Source organism: Rhodococcus sp. IEGM 1306 (assembly GCF_036541985.1).
Classification (GTDB): Bacteria; Actinomycetota; Actinomycetes; order Mycobacteriales; family Mycobacteriaceae; genus Rhodococcus_F; species Rhodococcus_F qingshengii.
This window is the reverse complement of record NZ_JAZHFF010000005.1, coordinates 526785-542491: the sequence shown is the minus strand read 5'-3', so window position 1 is coordinate 542491 and position 15707 is coordinate 526785. Positions and strand designations below refer to the sequence as shown.

The following is a 15707-nucleotide window of genomic DNA, read 5'->3' as shown; positions in this document are numbered from 1 at the left end:
TTGTTTCAGGCTCCGACCCGGAAAGTGAGCAGGGCTTACGTAGAGGCCATGTCTTGACCGCGAAGTCGCTGCGAAATCACGGTGGTGATGCCGTCGCCGCGCATGCTGACGCCGTACAGCGCGTCGGCGATTTCCATCGTCGGTTTCTGGTGGGTGATCACGATCAACTGCGACTTCTCCCGCAATTGTTCGAAGAGTCCGATCAGCCGCCGCAGGTTGGTGTCGTCCAACGCCGCCTCGACCTCGTCCATGACGTAAAACGGGGACGGGCGTGCCCGGAAGATCGCGACCAGCATGGCCACCGCGGTCAACGACTTCTCGCCGCCCGACAGCAACGACAACCGCTTGACCTTCTTCCCGGGCGGACGCGCTTCGACCTCGATGCCTGTGGTGAGCATGTCCGACGGATCGGTGAGAACCAGTCGTCCTTCTCCCCCGGGAAACAGTTTCTCGAACACGCCCACGAACTCCCGCTCGACGTCGGCATAGGCCTCGGTGAACACCTGCAGAATTCGTGCGTCCACGTCTGCGACCACGGCGAGAAGGTCCTTGCGTGCGGTCTTGACATCTTCGAGCTGAGTGGAGAGGAAGGTGTACCGCTCCTCGAGCGCTGCGAATTCCTCGAGCGCCAGCGGATTGACCTTGCCGAGGGTGGCGAGGTCCTTCTCCGCCCGCTTGGCGCGCCGTTCCTGAGTCGCACGGTCGTACGGAAGCGGAGCGGGGGCGGTGACCTGCTCCCCGCGCTCCTTGGCCTGCTCGTACTCCTCGATTTCGAGGGCGGTCGGCGGCAGTTCGACGTCGGGGCCGTACTCGGCGATCAGATCGTCGAGGCCGATACCGTACTGATCGAGGATCGACTCCTCGAGTTGTTCGATGCGCAGCGCCGCCTGAGCCTTCGCAACCTCGTCGCGATGGACGGCGTCGGTGAGTGAAGCGAGCTGTCCGGTCAGTGCCCGGACGACCTCTCGGACCTGATCCAGCTTGGCCGTGCACTCGGAGCGTGCCCGAGCCAACTCGTCGCGGTGAGCAAGAGCTGCGGCAACGACGGTCTCGAGTTCGGCCGCCACACGCTGTCCCGATTCGGCGACAGCAGCTGCAACTTCCGCAGCGTGCGCTCTGGCGCGCAGAGCCCGTTCGGCACGAATCCGCGCCTCTCGTTCGGCAGCAGCGGCGCGGCGAAGCGAATCAGCCTTTCCGCGTACGGATTCCGCGCGCTCTTCGGCGGTGCGCACGGCAAGGCGGGCATCCATTTCGACGATGCGTACTTCCGCCAACGCGGCTGCGGCCATTTCACGATCGGCAGCGGTCGATTCCGCGCCGCGCCCCGGTGCACTGCCGTCGGTTTCGGCGAGACGGAGTCGTTCCTCCAGGTCTGCCAGCTTCGTCAGAGACTCACCGCGGCCCTCCTCGGCACGCACTCGCTGGGCGGTCAATCGCTCGGATTCCGCGTGGGCCACGCGCGCGGCTTGCCCCAATCTGCCCAACTGCTCGTAGATGGCGGACATGGCAGCGTCCGATTCGTTGAGCGCGGCCAAGGTCTGCTCCGCGGTCTCGCGTCGAGCAGCCTGTTCGGCCAGCGCACCGGACAGCGCAGCGTCGAGTTCTTCGGATCGGCTTTCCGTGGCCGTCAACTCCGCCGTTGACGCGTCGATCGCCGCCTGGACCTCCAGCGTGCTCGGCTGCCGATCCGACCCGCCGATCATCCACCCCGGGCCATGCAGATCGCCGGAACGCGTCACTGCACGCATTCCCTTGTGGTCAGCGACAACTCGAATCGCGTCATCGAGAGTTTCGACGAGGACGACGCCATCGAGGATTGCGGTCAATCCGGCACGCAACTCGTCAGGGCAGTCGATGACGTCGACGGCATGACGGCTGCCCGGTGCGATCTCGCTCTCGCGTTCGATCGCCGGTTCACCGCTCACGATCAGTGACGCACGCCCACCGTCCTGATCGGCCAGTGCCGCAACAGCCGAGCGAGCCGAATCCAACGACTGCGCCACGACGGCGTCCGCTGCCGGCCCCATCGCGGCAGCGATCGCAGCTTCGTAGCCGGGTTCGACGTGAATCAATCCGACCAGCGAGGTGATGCCGTCGCCGCGCCGGTGTTCGAGCAGCCAGCCGCCACCGTCCTTGCGCTGCAAGCCCATCGACAGCGCTTCGATTCGCGCACGGAGCGAAGCGATGCGTTGCCCGCTCGTCTTTTCTTCCTCGCGAAGTTCTTCGACGCGTGCGTCGATCATCTCGAGAGCTTCGACTGCCCGTTCATGATTGGTGTCGAGGCCGACTTCACCGGCGTCGAGGTCCCCGATGCTTTCCTGCACCGTGTCGAACTCGGCTTGTGCGGCATCCCCACGCAGACGGGCCTCGTCGATCGCCTCGGTCAGTCGAGAAACTTCCGCGTCGACGGATTCGACGCGGGTACGCAGAGTGTCGACCTGGCCGGAGAGTCGAGCAAGTCCTTCACGGCGGTCGGCGACGGCACGAACTTCCGCCATGTGCGCCCGTTCCGCTTCTGCTGCAGCATCTTCGGTGGCTGCCAGCTGGTCCCGAGCAGCTTCCGCCGCCGCTCGCGCGATTTCTACGCCTTCGAGGAGTTCGGCCTCCTCGGCCGCAAGACGTTCGGCTCGCGCTTCCATCTCTTCCGGGTCCTGGCCGCGGTTGCCGACGGGTTCGGAGTCGAGATGGCGTGCACGCTCGCGGGCGATGCGCACGGTGGCGTTGACTCGTTCGGCAAGCGCAGAGAGTTGGAACCAACTCTGCGCGGCGGCTTCCGATCCCGGAGTCAGTCGAGCGAGAGCTTGCTCCTGACGCCCGAGTTCGAGGTTGGCCTCGTCGAGCGCGGCCGCCACCTGGTTGTGCTGTTCACGGGCCGCTTTCTCGTCCTGCGCCTGGTCGTTCAGTTGAGTTCGACGGGTCACCAAGTCGTCAGCGGCCAGCCGCATCTTTGCATCACGCAGGTCAGCCTGGACCGTCTGTGCTCGCCGAGCAACCTCGGCTTGGCGCCCCAGCGGTTTGAGTTGCCGACGCAGTTCCGCGGTGAGGTCACTGAGTCGAGCGAGATTGGCCTGCATGGAATCGAGCTTGCGCACCGCTTTTTCCTTGCGGCGGCGATGTTTGAGAACTCCCGCGGCTTCTTCGATGAAGGCGCGTCGATCCTCGGGGCGGGATTCGAGGATCGCGGCGAGCCGTCCCTGCCCGACGATGACATGCATTTCGCGGCCGATACCCGAGTCGCTGAGCAGTTCCTGAACGTCCATCAGGCGGCAGGACGAACCATTGATCTCGTACTCCCCCGCGCCGTCGCGAAACATACGGCGCGTGATCGACACCTCGGAGTACTCGATCGGGAGCGCGCCGTCGGCGTTGTCGATGGTCAGGGTCACTTCGGCGCGGCCCAGCGGTGCTCGACCGGAGGTGCCGGCAAAGATGACGTCTTCCATCTTGCCGCCGCGCAGCGCTTTCGCGCCCTGCTCGCCCATCACCCACGTCAACGCATCGACGACGTTGGATTTACCCGAGCCGTTCGGGCCGACGACACAGGTGATCCCCGGCTCGAACCGAAGAGTCGTTGCCGACGCAAAGGATTTGAATCCCTTGAGTGTCAGACTCTTGAGGTGCATGGGGGGAAACTTTACCGCCAAACAGGTCAGCGTTCGACGAACCCTGTCAGGTCACCCCTTGCGGGGTCCCAGCTGTCGACCACGAGATCCACCGTGCCCGGGGTGGTTCCCGAGCGCAGCAACTCCAACAAACGCTCGAGTTGCGTGCGTTCGCCTTCTGCCACGACGAGCACTCGACCGTCGCGTTGGTTCGACGCATATCCGATCAACCCGAGTTCGAGAGCGCGAGCCCTGGTCCACCAGCGAAACCCGACGCCTTGAACGTATCCGTGAACCCACGCCGTCAGTCGCACAGGCGGTGTCTCAGTCACGACGTTCAGCCCGCCACACGTTCGAGACGGTGAACCTCACCCAAGAAACCGGTGGTGTAGAGCGAGTTGGGATCCCAGCCCGGGCCGGCGCCGAACTTCACCGCGGACGTGAACGGAAGACCTGAGGCGATCTCACACGAAGATCCCGAATTCGGATCGACGCGAACAACTTTGCCGCCGGCATTGAATGCGACGTACAGCGCGCCGTCCGGTCCGACGGTCAGATCGTCAGCCATGTTTGCCGGACCGAATCCGGGGAGCGTGATCGTTCGCACCGGCCCGCCCAGATCGTCTGCGTCGAGGACGTGGACGGCAGTCACCATGTCGAAGGTCGTCGTCACGTAGATCGTCGAACCGGAGCGTGCGAGGCCGTCGACGGTGCCGAGGTCTTCACGAACGATCGAACTCGTTCCGTCACCGTTGACGACCGTGAGCCCCGGCCTGGTGAGTGTGCGAGCAGTGAGGAAGCGGTTATCGTCCAGCGGCACAAGCCCGTTCGGCATCACCAGTCCGTCGGCAATCGTTGTCACCGATCCGTCTGCCACGTCGACCTTGCGGAGGCTGCCGTCGGCGACTCCGAACAGCCCCGAGACAGTCGAGTTACCCGTGGTGAAGTACACGGAACCGTCACGCGCGACCAGTCCGCCAGGCCCTGTGACGTCACCGACCAAAGGTGTCCGTGTTCCGTCCGGCGCCACTTTCAGCAGTGCACCCGGCCCGATCAGAGCGGACTGCGACAACACCATCGAACCGTCGCCGTCGAACTCGAGATTCTCGAGCATGCCCGCACCACTCGTCACGACGCTCGACGTCCACGAACCGCAACCTCCGGGTGAGCCGCCGGCCGGCACCGAGGCCTGCGCCGGAGCACTCACCGCCACAACGGAACCCAGTGCGATCGCAGCGACAACGCTGCCCGCGCGGAACATCAGGCTTCCGTGTCGAACGACAGTGTGACCTTGGTTCCGGCCTTGAGAGTGCGCCCGACCGTGCACACCTTGTCGACGGAACGCTCGACGAGAGTGATGAGGCGCTGCTGCGCTTCGGCATCCAACTCGCTGAGGTCGAGTTCGAGAACCTCGTCGAGCTGCGGATAGACCTCGTTGTCACGATCGGCGGCACCGGACACTCGGACCGTCGCGTCGTAGTTGTCACCGAGGCGCCGAGAGATCGGGAAGTCGGAGCTCATACCGGTGCAGGCAGCCAGAGCGATCTTGAGAAGTTCCCCGGGTGTGAACACTCCTGGCACCGATTCGGAGCCGATGAGAACCTCTGCGCCGCGCGAACTCTTGCCGGTGTAGAGGCGGGTTCCGGTGCGCTCGACCCATAGTTCCGTGTGAGCCGGGGCGGTTGCAGCGTTGTCAGCAGTCTGTTCAGCCATGACGCAATCTTGCCACTCCGCCGAACCGACGGGGCGGGAGACCTAGGCGATTCGCCGTGCCCTCGGGGTCGGCTGACACCGCGGGCAGCTGAACGACGATCGATTCATGAACTTCTCACGCTTGATCGGCGCGCCGCATCGCGGGCACGGAAGATTCTCCTGCCCGTACGCCGACAGTGACCTGTCGAAGTAGCCGGACTCCCCGTTGACGTTCACGTACAGCGCGTCGAAGGACGTACCGCCCTGATCGAGCGCTTCGCCCATCACCGAGCGCGCCGCGGTCAACAGTTCTCGAAGTTTGGGCCTGGTGAGGGTTTCGGCGATTCGGTTGCCGTGAATCTTTGCTCGCCACAATGATTCGTCGGCGTAGATGTTTCCGATTCCGGAGACCACCGTCTGGTCGAGAATCGCGCGCTTGATCTCGGTGTGCTTGCCCCGCAGGACTTTCACGACGGATTCGAGATCGAACGCAGCATCCATGGGATCGCGAGCGATGTGCGCCACCGACTCGGGCAGCATCGTTCCGTCGACCTCGACGAGGGGGGAAATCGACCAGCCACCGAAGGTTCGCTGATCGACGAATCGGAGATCAGCCCCGGAATCGAGGGCCAACCGAATGCGTAGGTGCTTTTCCCAGTCGACTGTCGGGGGCTGGACCAACATCTGTCCGCTCATCCCGAGATGAACCACCAGTCCGACACCGGCAGGCTCGAGAACCAGCCACAGATACTTGCCGCGACGCTCTGCCGAAGCGATGGTCTGCCCGGTGAGTTGGCCGATCAAGTCATCGGAACCGAGAATGTGGCGCCTGATCGCGCGGGGATGGAGTACCTCGACGGCCTCGATCGCCGCACCTACAGCATGAGACTGTAGGCCGCGGCGAACGACTTCGACTTCGGGAAGTTCAGGCAAGAGTGAACTCAGCCGGCGAGATCAGACGGGCCGTCAGCAGCGACTGCGGTTGCAGCGGCATTCTCCGACATCGTCTTCCATGCCGAACTTGCTGCCTTCTGCTCGGCTTCCTTCTTGGAACGACCGACACCGACGCCCAAGGGCTTGCCACTGATGAGAACGGTGGCCGTGAATTCCTTGTCGTGATCGGGTCCGGTAGCGGTGATCTCGTAGACGGGAACTCCGGCACCGTGTTCTGCGGTCAGTTCCTGCAGACTCGTCTTCCAATCCAGACCCGCGCCCAGAAGCGGTGCGCGAGTGAGTAGATCGTCGAACAGATCGAGAACAACGCGTCGCGCGGTCTCGATGCCGTGCTGCAGGTGGATGGCGCCGAGAATCGACTCCATACCGTCGGCGAGGATGGACGGCTTGTCACGGCCGCCCGTCATTTCCTCACCCTTACCCAGCAGCAGGTGCGCTCCGAGTCCACCTTCACCCAGAGTCCTCGCAACCTCGGCGAGTGCATGCATGTTGACCACGCTCGCACGAATCTTCGCCAGATCACCTTCGGATTTGTCCGGGTGGGACAGATAGAGATTTTCGGTCACCGTGACGCCGAGAACGGAATCCCCGAGAAACTCGAGGCGCTCGTTCGTGGGCAGTCCGCCGTTCTCGTACGCGTACGAGCGGTGCGTGAGAGCCAGGGTCAGAAGACCGGGCTCTATATCTACGCCGACAGCGGCGAGGAGCTTGTCGTGATTGCCCTCGCCGCCGGCGGCTGAAACTGTATTTTCGCTCGTCATAGTCTTTCTCCGGGGAGAACTAGACAGCAGCGGTTACCTGGCGGCCCTTGTAAGTACCGCATGACGGGCATGCGATGTGGGGAAGGGTCTGCTCGCCACAGCCACGGTTGGGGCAGGTAACGAGGGTGGGCACAGTGGTCTTCCACTGGCTACGACGCGACCGCGTGTTGGATCGCGACATTTTGCGCTTGGGGACAGCCACTTCTACTTCTCCTCGGCTTCGGTGATCACAAGATTTTCGCTGGTGTTTGATTCCACGCCAAATTTGGCCGCGAGACCAGCCCAGCGAGGATCAAGTATGTCATGCCCATGCCCAGATTCCGCAATCGCCAGGCGAATGCCACATTCTGAGCACAATCCCAGGCAATCGTCACTGCACAGAGGCTGGAGCGGAAGCGCCAGCCCGACTGCATCGACGATGACCGGTTCGAGGTCGATTTCGTCGTCTTCGACCGCGTAGACCTCTCCCTCTTCCGTCGTCTCCTCGGTGGTGCTGTCCGGGTAAGCGAACAACTCCGTGAGATAGATGTCCACGGTGTCGGTGAAAGGTTCGAGGCACCGCGAGCATTCACCCTTGGTGGGTGCATGCACGTTTCCGGTGACGAGAACACCTTCGGACACTGCTTCGAGACGAAGATCGAGATCTATGTCCGCGCCCGCTTCGATCGCGATCAGATCGAGACCGATACGGTTCGGGGACTGAATTGTTCTCTCGACGGTACGCATCGACCCTGGACGACGACCGAGCTTGACCGTGTCCAGCAAAAATCCCGCATCACTTGACTGATGCGACGAACTACGACGATGCGTTGACAAAGAGAACTCACCTAACTGTTGAAACTGGTATGGGCAACCACTCCACAATACGGCAGCGACGAGGCAAATCCCAATTCCGTCCACGAAAAAGTGGGCCGCCCCATATCGGACGACCCACCTTCGACTGTCTCGTTCGCTCTAGCGACGACGCTCCGAACGACGATCGTCGTCCTGGTAATCGGGAACTCCCGAACCCGTACGAAGCTGTTGGCGACCACGCCCGACCGATCGAACGGTTCCGGTGAGGAACTCTTCGAATTCGGCCAATTTGGTGTCGACATACAGGTCACACTCCGAACGCATCCTGTCGGACTCCGCGTGAGCGGCGTCGATCACTCGCGCGGATTCCGCGTGAGCGGACTGGACAACCTCGGTCTGCGACACCAGACGAGCCTGCTCTGCCGTTCCCTCCGCCACCGAATGTTCGTACGAGGCCTGGCCGGACTCGATCATCCGATCGGCCTCGGCACGCGCCCGTCCGGTGACGGCCTCGTACTCACGACGGCCGTCGGTGACGGTCCGTTCCGCTTCTGCCTCGGCGTCCTCGACCAACTGATCGGCGTGTGCACGTGCTTCGGCAACCATGCGATCGGCCTGAGCCTTGGCATCGGACAGAATCCGGTCGGCATCGTCGCGTGCGTTCTCCACCGTCGACGTCGCCTCGGCGTTGGCGCTGCTGACCGTCTTCTCGGCGGTTGCTCGCGCGTCACCGACCAATTTGTCCCGATGATCGAGGACGTCCTGAGCGTCGTCCAGCTCGCTCGGAATTGCGTCCCGGACGTCGTCGAGCAGCTCGAGTACGTCACCGCGAGGCACCACACACCCCGCGGTCATGGGAACACCGCGCGCCTCTTCGACAATTGCGACCAGTTCGTCCAGTGCCTCGAATACGCGGTACACAAGCAACCCCAATCTCTACCGGCCGAAATCGGCCCACATCGTCACCGGTCCACTCGGACCTGTGCCCGTTCCTGTCCAAGTTTGCCGGAAGAACAGCCAACGGGGTGTCGTCGTGGTCGGTGTGTCGGGGATCAGCTGTTTTCGGCTGCTCGCTCGGCGATACGCGCGAGTAGCCGAGAATGCACCTTGGCAGGCAGCATGTCGGAGACGTCGCCGCCGAAGGTCGCGACTTCCTTCACCAGAGAACTCGACAGGTAGCTGTACGTCGGATTCGTGGCGACGAACAGTGTGTCGACGCCCGTGAGCTTCTGATTCATCTGAGCCATCTGCAGCTCGTAATCGAAGTCGTTCGCGCCGCGCAGACCCTTGACTATCGCGCTGAGGCCTTCTTGTTTCGCATAGTCGACCAGCAGTCCGTGCCACGACGTGACGCGAACGTTGGGCAGGTGACTCGTCGCGTCTTCGAGCATCTCGATCCGCTCGTCGATCGTGAACATGCCACGCTTGCTCTTGTTGATCAGCACGGTGACCACGACCTCGTCGAATTGCGCAGCAACTCTTCCGATTACGTCGAGGTGACCGTTGGTCACGGGGTCGAAGGATCCGGGGCAGACGGCGCCAGTCATGAGTCCAGACCGTAGCAGGTGGCCAGCTCGATGCGGGCTTCACCGTAGTTTTTGGCCTTGATCGGCTCGTAGCCCTGCGGCCACACGGTCTCCGGCGAGCGCGACGAACGTTCGAGTACGACGATCGTGCCCTCCCCCACCCATTTGTTGGCATGCAGATCAGTGAGCATGGACACGACGGCATCGTCGGTCACCGCGTACGGCGGGTCCGCGATCACGATGTCGTATTCGCGCGCGCTCGGACCGGAGACCACGGCCGCGACCGGAGCGGCGCGAACCGTCGCTCCCGGCAACGCGACAGTGCCGATGTTCGCCTTGATGACGGCAGCAGCCTTGGCATCCGATTCCACGAGAACGACGTGCTCGGCCCCCCGCGAAAGCGCTTCGAGGCCCAGAGCACCCGAACCAGCGAAGAGGTCGAGAACCGCGCACCCTTCGAGATCGATGCGCGCTTCGAGAGCACTGAACAGCGCCTCGCGAACCCGATCCGACGTGGGACGGGTGCCGCTCGGCGGGACTCGCAGGCGTCGACCGCCCGCGAGTCCCGAGATGATGCGTGTCACTCTGCGGCGCTCTCCCCCGTCGAGACGACTACCAGCAGGTCTCCGCCCTCGACCTGTTGGACGGCGCTGATCGCGATCCGCGATACGACGCCGGCGCGCGGCGAGGTGATCGCCGCTTCCATCTTCATCGCTTCGATCGTGGCCACGGTGTCGCCGGCCTCGATCTTCTGGCCTTCCTTCACCGCGAGCGTCACGACACCCGCGAACGGTGCCGCCACGTGGCCCGGATTGTTCTTGTCGGCCTTCTCCGCCACCGGCACGTCACTGGCAATGGAGCGATCACGGATCGAGACCGGGCGCAACTGGCCGTTCAGGATGCACATGACAGTGCGATAGCCGCGCTCGTCGGGCTCGGAGATCGCTTCGAGACCGATGATCAGCTCCACGCCGGGAGCCAACTCGACGCGGTGCTCGTCGCCGCGCCGCAACCCGTAGAAGAACTGGTTTGCCGAAAGCCGCGACGTGTCACCGTACTTCTCACGGTGCTCGAGGAATTCCTTTGTCGGGCCGGGGAACAGCAGACGGTTCAGCGTCGCCTGACGGTCCTTCGACGAGCCCTCGAGCAGCACCTCGTCCTCGGCGGAGAGCGTCGCTTCCGGCTTGGCCTGGCCACGTCCTTCGAGGGCCTTGCTGCGGAACGGTTCCGGCCAGCCACCGGGAGGCGTACCGAGTTCACCGCGCAGGAAGCCCACCACGGAGTCGGGGATGTCGAACTTCGCCGGATCTGCGGCGAACTCCTCCGAAGGCACGCCGGCGCCGACAAGATGGAGCGCGAGGTCGCCGACGACCTTCGACGACGGCGTCACCTTCACAAGATGTCCGAGCATGCGGTCTGCGTCGGCGTACTTGGCTTCGACCTCTTCGAACCGGTCGCCGAGACCGAGAGCAACGGCCTGGGTCCGGAGATTGGAGAGTTGGCCGCCCGGAATCTCGTGCGTGTACACGCGTCCCGTCGGAGCCGGCAGTCCGGATTCGAACGGCGCGTACACCTTTCGCAGCGCCTCCCAGTACGGCTCGAGGTCGCACACGTTCTGCAGGTTCAGTCCGGTGTCGAACTCGGAGTGCGCAGCGGCGGCAACGATGGCCGAGAGAGCAGGCTGGCTGGTGGTTCCGGCCAGTGCCGCGGAAGCACCGTCGACCGCGTCGGCGCCCGCCTGCCATGCTGCGAAGTACGTGGCCAACTGTCCACCGGGAGTGTCGTGTGTGTGAACGTGAACCGGCAGATCGAAGTTGCTGCGTAGAGCCGTCACCAGCTTGGTAGCCGCCGGAGCACGCAGCAGGCCTGCCATGTCCTTGATCGCGAGCACGTGAGCACCGGCGTCGACGATCTCTTCGGCCAGCTTCAGGTAGTAGTCGAGCGTGTACAGAGTTTCGTTCGGATCCGACAGATCACCGGTGTAGCTCAACGCCACCTCGGCGAGGGCCGTTCCGGTCTCACGCACCGCGTCGATGGCAGGGCGCATCTGGTCGACGTTGTTGAGCGCGTCGAAGATTCGGAAGATGTCGATGCCGGTGTCTGTGGCTTCCTGAACGAATGCGCGCGTGACCTTTTCGGGATATGGCGTGTAGCCCACCGTGTTTCGACCGCGAAGAAGCATCTGGAGGCAGATGTTGGGAATCGCCTCGCGCAGTGCGGCGAGCCGGTACCACGGATCCTCGTGCAGGAAGCGAAGTCCCACATCGTAAGTGGCGCCGCCCCAGGCTTCGATCGAGAGCAGTTCCGGAGTCAGCCGGGCCACGTGCCCGGCAACTCCGAGCAGTCCGCTGGTTCGAACTCGCGTGGCCAACAACGACTGGTGCGCGTCGCGGAAGGTGGTGTCGGTGACGCCCACGGCCTTCTGTTCGCGCAGTGCCTTCGCGAAACCTTCGGGTCCGAGTTCGAGCAGGCGCTGACGGCTACCGGCAGGAGGAGGCGTCGAAAGATCGATCTTGGGCAGCTTGTCCTGCGGGTACACCGCCGAGGGTCGCTCACCGTGCGGCTTGTTGACCGTCACGTCGGCGAGGTAGGTCAGGATCTTGGTGCCTCGGTCGGCGGAGGAACGCAGGGTCAGCAGCTGCGGACGTTCCTCGATGAAGGAGGTCGTCACGCGTCCGGCACGGAAGTCCGGGTCGTCGAGAACCGCCTGCAGGAACGGAATGTTGGTCGAGACGCCACGAATGCGGAACTCGGTGACCGCGCGGCGAGCCCTCGCGACAGCGGCTTCGAGGTCGCGACCACGGCAGGTGAGCTTGACCAGCATCGAGTCGAAGTACGCTCCGACCTCGGCTCCGAGCGTGGCGCCGCCGTCGAGTCGGATACCGGCTCCGCCCGGGGTGCGGTACGCGGTGATGCGGCCCGTGTCGGGGCGGAATCCGTTGGCCGGATCCTCGGTCGTGATGCGGCACTGCAGTGCGGCGCCGCGGAGCTTGATCGTGTCCTGTGACAGACCAAGTTCTGCAAGCGTCGAACCGGACGCGATCTTGAGCTGCGACTGGACGAGGTCTACGTCCGTCACTTCTTCGGTGACGGTGTGCTCCACCTGAATTCGCGGGTTCATCTCGATGAACACGTGATTGCCGCGCTTGTCGAGGAGGAACTCGACGGTGCCTGCGCACGTGTACCCGATCTCCTTCGCGAAGGCGACGGCGTCGGCACAGATCTTGGCGCGCAACTCTTCTGAGAGATTGGGCGCCGGAGCAAGCTCGATCACCTTCTGGTGGCGACGCTGCAGCGAGCAGTCACGCTCGAAGAGGTGGATGACGTTGCCCTGCTCGTCGGCGAGGATCTGCACTTCGATGTGCCGGGGGTCGATGACGGCCTGCTCGAGGAAGACCGTCGAATCGCCGAAGGCCGATTCCGCTTCGCGCGCTGCGGCTTCGATCGCTTCCTTGAGTTGTGAGCGCTCCGCAACGCGGCGCATTCCGCGTCCACCGCCGCCTGCGACAGCCTTGACGAAGATCGGGAAGGTCATGTCCTCGGCGGCCGCGAGCAACTCGTCGATGTCCGCTGACGGCTCCGAGGACGCGAGCACCGGCAGGCCGGCAGCCTTTGCCGCTGCGATGGCCCGAGCCTTGTTACCAGTCAACTCGAGGATCTCGGCGGACGGGCCGACGAACTTGATGCCTGCCTCGGCGCACGCCGCCGACAGATCCGGGTTCTCGGAGAGGAAGCCGTAACCGGGGTAGATGGCGTCGGCTCCGGCGCTCTTGGCGGCGGCGACGATTTCCTCGACCGAGAGATAGGCGCGAACGGGGTGACCCTTCTCCCCGATCTGGTAGCTCTCGTCTGCCTTGAGACGGTGGATCGAGTTCCGATCCTCGTACGGGAACACCGCGACGGTTCCGGCACCTAGTTCGTAGGCGGCGCGGAAGGCACGGATCGCAATTTCGCCGCGGTTCGCGACGAGCACTTTGGAGAACATTCGAGAAAACTACCCCGATTTCATCTTGCGTCTACATGCGGAGTCTCATATTTCGGACTGAATCGAGAAACCAACCCGGCGGTCCTCGTGCTATTCGATTTCAGCTTGTCGTCATACCCGTCACGACTTCTCGAGGTACTCGATCCGGTCGGAGTCCAGGGCAGCGGTAACCATGGAAGCGAGGGCGGGATGACCCTCGAGCGACGGATCGGAGTCGACGATTCCCTGAGCGAACTCCCTGGCGGACTCGAGGATGTCCCCGTGGGCCATGAGGGAAAGCAGTCGCAGATTCGAGGTTGTGCCCGACTGCGCCGCACCGAGGATGTCTCCTTCACGTCTGGTCGCGAGGTCGAGTTGAGCCAGTTCGAACCCGTCGTTGGTCGCTGCCACCGCCGAGAGCCGCTCGTACGCCGGTCCGCCGGGATTGCTTCCGGTGACGAGGATGCACAGTCCCTGGTGTTTGCCTCGACCGACTCGTCCGCGCAGCTGATGGAGCTGACTGACGCCGAACCGCTCGGCGTCGACGATCACCATCACCGTCGCGTTCGGAACGTCGACACCGACTTCGACAACGGTCGTACAGACAAGGACGTCTATGTCACCGACGTTGAACGCGCTCATCACGACGTCTTTTTCGTCGGAAGGCAGTCGACCGTGCAGTAACCCCACTCGCAGGTCGGCCAGCGGGCCGCTCGACAGCTCCTCGAAGACGTCGACCGCCGACTTGGTCTCCGGCTGCTTCTCCTCGGTGAACTGGTCCTCACCGGCACCCTGCTCACCGTCGCCGATCCGCGAGCACACGACATACGCCTGACGACCGTCCGCGACGTCCTCACGGATTCGTTCCCATGCCCGATCCACCCACTGCGGCTTCTGCTTCGCGGGCACGACACTGCTCTTGATCGGGGTTCGCCCACGCGGAAGCTCTCGCAGGGTCGATACCTCGAGGTCGCCGAGCACCGTCATGGCGATGGTCCGCGGAATCGGCGTTGCCGTCATCACCAGCAGATGCGGACTCAGTCCTTCGCGGGCACGTGATCGCAATTGATCACGTTGCTCGACACCGAAGCGGTGCTGCTCGTCGACCACAACCATGCCGAGGTTGAAGAACTCCACGTTGTCCTGAATGAGTGCATGGGTACCGATGACGATCCCGGCGTCGCCGGTCACGGCTTCGAGCAGCGCTGCGCGCTTGGCAGCCACAGGCAGCGAGCCGGTCAAAAGGGCGATCCGGGTGGAATGTTCGGCCGAACCGAGCTCACCGCCTGCGGCCAGCGGGCCCATCATCTTGCGCAGTGATCGCGCGTGCTGATTTGCCAGGACCTCGGTGGGTGCGAGCAACGCGCACTGATACCCCGCATCGACGACCTGCAGCATCGCGCGCAGAGCCACGATCGTCTTGCCTGACCCGACCTCGCCTTGGAGAAGCCGGCTCATCGGGTGTGGGCGGGCGAGGTCGCCGGAGATCTCCTCGGCGACTGCTTGCTGTCCCTCCGTCAGAGTGAACGGGAGCATCTCCTCGAACTGATCCGCGATCCCGCCGGCAACCGGAGCGCAGGCCGGAGCCACACGCTCGGAGTTGTCGTGACGACGCATCGCGAGGACCAACTGCAGAGACAGCGCCTCGTCGAAACGCAGACGATCCTGTGCTCGTTCGATGTCTTCCTTGGTATCCGGGAGGTGAACGGTACGCAGCGCCTCGTCCAAACCGATGAATCCGTGTTCCGCCCTGGTCTCGTCAGGTAACGGCTCCTCGATCGGATCGAGTTGGTCGAGTACTTGCCGCACGCACCGCATGATGGTCCAACTCTCGACCTCGCGGGTCGCCGGATACAGCGGGATCAATGCGCGGTCGAAGACGGACAGATCGAGTTCCGCGCCGGGATCCTGATTTGCGCGAGCCAGGCCCGCAAGGTCACCGGCTCCCTTGATAGACGCCAAGGGAACCACCGAATCCTCCTCGCCGACACGAGGTTCCGGCAGGATCAGGTAACTCGGATGAGTGAGAGACCACTTGCCGCGGAAGTACTTCACCGTCCCGGAGAACATCGCCCGCACGCCGGGCTTGATGACGTGCCGCACCTTCTGCGGGTTGAAGAACGTGACGTCGACGGTCTGCGAATCAGTGGCCAGCGATACTCGCAACATCTGCCCCGGACGGTTCTTCATCTTCACGACGGCCGCCGACGCCACCCGCGCGATGATGGTGATGTGCTCACCCTCGGGCGGCTCCTTCTCGGCAAGTTCCTTGCCTGCCGACGCGTACCGATGTGGGTAGTGACGCAGCAGGTCCTCGACCGTCCGGATCTCGAATGCCTCGTCGAGCGCGTCCGCGGTCTTCTTTCCCAGCAGCCGATCGAGCGGGTCGGCGAGCGTCGCCATCAGTTCCTCC

The 15707-nt window shown here is 63.8% G+C and carries 13 protein-coding genes; all 13 read right to left on the bottom strand.

What is annotated here, in order from left to right; all coding sequences use genetic code 11:
- Positions 1 to 35: 35 nt before the first annotated feature.
- Complete coding sequence (gene smc / locus V3587_RS18010; RefSeq protein ID WP_283377066.1) at positions 36 to 3623, bottom strand: chromosome segregation protein SMC; 3588 nt, start codon at positions 3621 to 3623, stop codon at positions 36 to 38.
- A 26-nt stretch (positions 3624 to 3649) separates the two neighbouring features.
- Positions 3650 to 3934, bottom strand: a complete 285-nt coding sequence (locus V3587_RS18005) for an acylphosphatase (RefSeq protein ID WP_019747956.1) — start codon at positions 3932 to 3934, stop codon at positions 3650 to 3652.
- A 5-nt stretch (positions 3935 to 3939) separates the two neighbouring features.
- Complete coding sequence (locus tag V3587_RS18000; RefSeq protein WP_095969229.1) at positions 3940 to 4863, bottom strand: SMP-30/gluconolactonase/LRE family protein; 924 nt, start codon at positions 4861 to 4863, stop codon at positions 3940 to 3942.
- The gene (locus V3587_RS17995; protein ID WP_095969228.1) at positions 4863 to 5315 is read right to left on the bottom strand and encodes an OsmC family protein; all 453 of its coding nucleotides are present in this window, start codon (positions 5313 to 5315) and stop codon (positions 4863 to 4865) included. The genes V3587_RS18000 and V3587_RS17995 overlap by 1 nt, the downstream gene beginning before the upstream one ends.
- Before the next feature lie 42 nt (positions 5316 to 5357).
- Positions 5358 to 6227, bottom strand: coding sequence for a bifunctional DNA-formamidopyrimidine glycosylase/DNA-(apurinic or apyrimidinic site) lyase (mutM, locus tag V3587_RS17990; protein ID WP_283377065.1), 870 nt, complete (start codon positions 6225 to 6227; stop codon positions 5358 to 5360).
- An 8-nt stretch (positions 6228 to 6235) separates the two neighbouring features.
- The gene (rnc, locus tag V3587_RS17985) at positions 6236 to 7009 is read right to left on the bottom strand and encodes a ribonuclease III (RefSeq protein ID WP_124566320.1); all 774 of its coding nucleotides are present in this window, start codon (positions 7007 to 7009) and stop codon (positions 6236 to 6238) included.
- A 19-nt stretch (positions 7010 to 7028) separates the two neighbouring features.
- Complete coding sequence (gene rpmF / locus V3587_RS17980) at positions 7029 to 7211, bottom strand: 50S ribosomal protein L32 (protein ID WP_007729318.1); 183 nt, start codon at positions 7209 to 7211, stop codon at positions 7029 to 7031.
- A 2-nt stretch (positions 7212 to 7213) separates the two neighbouring features.
- Complete coding sequence (locus V3587_RS17975) at positions 7214 to 7774, bottom strand: YceD family protein (protein WP_007729319.1); 561 nt, start codon at positions 7772 to 7774, stop codon at positions 7214 to 7216.
- A 189-nt stretch (positions 7775 to 7963) separates the two neighbouring features.
- Positions 7964 to 8725: a DivIVA domain-containing protein gene (locus tag V3587_RS17970; protein WP_095969225.1), complete on the bottom strand. Its 762-nt coding sequence runs from the start codon at positions 8723 to 8725 to the stop codon at positions 7964 to 7966.
- A 131-nt stretch (positions 8726 to 8856) separates the two neighbouring features.
- Entirely contained in the window at positions 8857 to 9351 is a 495-nt protein-coding gene (coaD, locus tag V3587_RS17965) for a pantetheine-phosphate adenylyltransferase (protein WP_003942776.1), read from the bottom strand.
- A complete protein-coding gene (gene rsmD, locus V3587_RS17960) occupies positions 9348 to 9914 on the bottom strand; it encodes a 16S rRNA (guanine(966)-N(2))-methyltransferase RsmD (protein ID WP_283377064.1) in 567 nt (188 codons plus the stop codon). Before rsmD ends, coaD begins: the two co-directional genes overlap by 4 nt.
- Entirely contained in the window at positions 9911 to 13315 is a 3405-nt protein-coding gene (locus V3587_RS17955; RefSeq protein ID WP_095969223.1) for a pyruvate carboxylase, read from the bottom strand. The genes rsmD and V3587_RS17955 overlap by 4 nt, the downstream gene beginning before the upstream one ends.
- 120 nt (positions 13316 to 13435) lie before the next feature.
- Positions 13436 to 15697, bottom strand: coding sequence for an ATP-dependent DNA helicase RecG (recG, locus tag V3587_RS17950; protein ID WP_095969302.1), 2262 nt, complete (start codon positions 15695 to 15697; stop codon positions 13436 to 13438).
- Positions 15698 to 15707 lie beyond the last annotated feature (10 nt).